Raw genomic sequence first — 2,901 nt, 5'->3', positions numbered from 1 at the left:
CTTCCGGCCCGTTTACCATCTCGCCGGGCTCGACGACGACTTACGCGCCGTCGTCGACGACCTGCGCGTCGGCCGGTGGATGTCCATGCGCGGGCTGCTGGCCCGTACGGGCGCCGACTGGGCGGCGCGGACCGCGCGGTCGCAGGTGCTCGGCGTGGTGGCCGCCAAGTCGGCGGTGGTGCAGATCTGGCTGGACGAGGAGCCGGAGAGCGCCGACGCGCGGATGATGCTGGCCCGGGTCGCCGTCGGGCGGGCCGTGCAGGCGCACCGGCAGCGGCATCCCAGCTCCGGGCAGTTGGAGGAGGGCGCGCGGCAGGCGTGCCGGGAGGCGGCGCTGCTGCATCCCGGGGATCCCGTGCCGTGGGTGTGCCTGCTGGCGCTGGCGCAGGTCGACGTGCGCCGGCAGCGCCCCGAGCACCGGGTGGCCCCGCCGGAGAACCTGCTGCCGCAGGGGCCGTGGGGGCTGCTGGACGAGGTCGTCAAGCGGGACCGGTACAACCGCGAGGCGTACCACCGCGTGCTGCAGATCTGCTCGGCCGGCGGCGGCTCGCAGGCGCACGCGATGGACTTCGCCCGCTGGGTGGGCTCCTGGGCCCCGCTCGCCTCCCCGCTCCTCGTGCTGCCGCTCTTCGCGCACGCCGAGCACCACCACTTCGAGCGCCGCCGCGGCCGCGGTGACGCGCTCGTGCACCGCCAGTGGACCCGCGAGGACATCCTGCGCGACACGATGCGCGCCCTGGACGGCTGGTTCGACCTCACGAACGCCGACGTGCGCTCCGTGCTGGACCTGAACCACCTGGCCCACGCGCTCAGCGCCGCCCGCGAGTCCGCCGGGGCCGCCCGCGTCTTCACCGCCCTCGGTCCGCACGCCACCCTCCTGCCCTGGGCCTACGTGACCGAGGACCCCGACCGGCACGACCTGGCGGAGGCCGAGTTCTTACGCGCCCGCTCGACAGCCCTCGGTAGCGGGTAACCCGGCGCTTCTGCCCGATTTGCCTGTCATGCCCCTGCCATTCCCCATCGGAGGTCACTCCATGTCACAAGCGCCGGTCAGCGCCGCCGGCACGTCCCGGCGCAAGGACGACGACGCCCACCTCCGCGATCTCGGCTACGAGCCGGAACTCGCGCGGCGGATGGGCCCGTTCGGCAACTTCGCCATCTCCTTCTCGGTCATCTCGATCCTCTCCGGCTGCATGACCCTGTACGGCTTCGGGCTCAGCACCGGCGGGCCGGCCGTCATGATGTGGGGCTGGGTGGCCGTCGGCCTCTTCGTGCTCTGCGTCGGCATGGGCCTGGCCGAGGTGACCAGCGCGTACCCCACCTCCGGCGCGCTCTACTACATGGCCCACCAGCTCGGCGGCCCCCGCTGGGGCTGGTACACCGGCTGGCTCAACCTCCTCGGCCTGCTCGGCGCCATCGCCGGCATCGACTACGGCTGCGCCCTGTTCATCGGCGCGTTCTTCAACCTCCAGTGGGGCTTCGAGCCCACCGCGGAGAAGACGCTGCTGATCTTCGCGGTCATCCTCGTGCTGCACATGTCGCTGAACCTGCTGCGGGTGCGCGTCGTCAGCATCCTCAACTCCATCAGCGTCTGGTGGCACCTGGCCGGCGTCGCCATCATCGTCGGCGTCCTGGTCGTCGTCCCCGACCACCACCAGTCCGCCGGCTTCGTCTTCGGCGAGTTCAACAACGACACCGGCTGGAACAACCCGTTCTACGTCACCGCCATCGGACTGCTGCTCGCCCAGTACACCTTCTCCGGCTACGACGCCTCCGCCCACCTCTCCGAGGAGACCACCCAGGCGCAGGTCAGCTCCGCCAAGGGCATCGTGCGCGCGATCTGGGTCTCCTGGGTCGCCGGATTCGTGCTGCTGGCCGGGCTGACCTTCGCCATCCAGGACTACGTCGGCACCCAGGACTCCGCGACCGGCGTGCCACCCGCGCAGATCTTCATCGACGCCATCGGCGAAGGCGGCGCCAAGGCACTGCTCCTCGTCGTCATCTGCGCCCAGCTCTTCTGCGGCAACGCCGAGACCGCCGCCACCGCCCGCATGGTCTTCGCCTTCTCCCGCGACGGGGCGCTGCCCGGCTCCAAGCTGTGGCGCCGCGTCTCGCCGCGCACCGGCGTGCCCACCCGGGCGGTCATGCTGTCGGTCGCCGTCGCGTTCTGCCTGGCGCTGCCGTCGCTGTACTCGGCGACGGCGTACGGCGCGGTCACGGCCATCAACGTCATCGGGATCACCCCGGCCTACGCCATCCCCATCTATCTGCGGCTGCGCGCGAAGAACCGCTTCGTGCCCGGGCCGTGGAACCTGGGCAGGTGGAGTACGCCGATCGGCTGGGTCGCGGTCTGCTGGGTGGCCGTGATCACGGTGATCTTCTGCCTGCCGCAGGCGTCACCGGTCACCGTGGACACGTTCAACTACGCCTCGGTGGCCCTGGCCGCCGTGCTGCTGCTCGCCACCGTCTCGTGGTGGGTGGCCGGCCGGCGCTCGTACAAGGCACCCGTCTACACCGCCGACCCCGAGATGGCAGAGCTCGGGAAGGACCTGGTGTGACGCGCGCCGGGCCGCCGCCGCAGCACCGGCGGCGGCCCGGCGCCCCGCCCCGACCGCAAACGACCAGCGCTCCGTGAGGTCCGATGTCCGCAACCACTCCCACCGCCCCCGCCGGGCGCCCCATGCGCCTGCGCACGCTCCTACGCATCCTGGCCGCGGTCGTCGCGGCAGGGCTGGCGGCCCTCGCCGCGACCGGCGCCGTCCGGGAGCTGAACCGGGCCGCGGCCGTACAGGACTACGCCGACACCCTCGACCAGCTTGAGCGGCCGTCGCTCGCGCTCGTCGCCGAACTGCAGGCCGAGCGCCGCATGACCGCGCTGCACTGGGCCGGCGGCCCGGTCAA

The 2,901-nt window shown here is 72.4% G+C and carries 2 protein-coding genes and 1 pseudogene; all 3 read left to right on the top strand.

The window, feature by feature from the left end:
• Nucleotides 1-973: hypothetical protein (locus tag H5J30_RS25050; protein ID WP_181789623.1), on the top strand; the 973-nt coding region annotated here is incomplete at its 5' end.
• A gap of 61 nt (nt 974-1,034) precedes the next feature.
• The gene (locus H5J30_RS25045; protein ID WP_181789622.1) at nt 1,035-2,558 is read left to right on the top strand and encodes an amino acid permease; all 1,524 of its coding nucleotides are present in this window, start codon (nt 1,035-1,037) and stop codon (nt 2,556-2,558) included.
• Nucleotides 2,559-2,641: 83 nt separating this feature from the next.
• Nucleotides 2,642-2,901: pseudogene (locus tag H5J30_RS25040) on the top strand (hypothetical protein); the annotation flags it as partial.

Origin of the sequence: Streptomyces phytophilus, assembly GCF_013870535.1 — a bacterium.
GTDB lineage: Bacteria > Actinomycetota > Actinomycetes > Streptomycetales > Streptomycetaceae > Streptomyces > Streptomyces phytophilus.
Note: the sequence above shows the minus strand (reverse complement) of the source record. Positions and strands in the feature narration are given on the sequence as shown.

Bases quoted from the DNA above. Each gene is read 5' to 3' on its own strand.
- H5J30_RS25045 (WP_181789622.1), top strand. From the start codon at position 1,035: ATGTCACAAGCGCCGGTCAGCGCCGCCGGCACGTCCCGGCGCAAGGAC.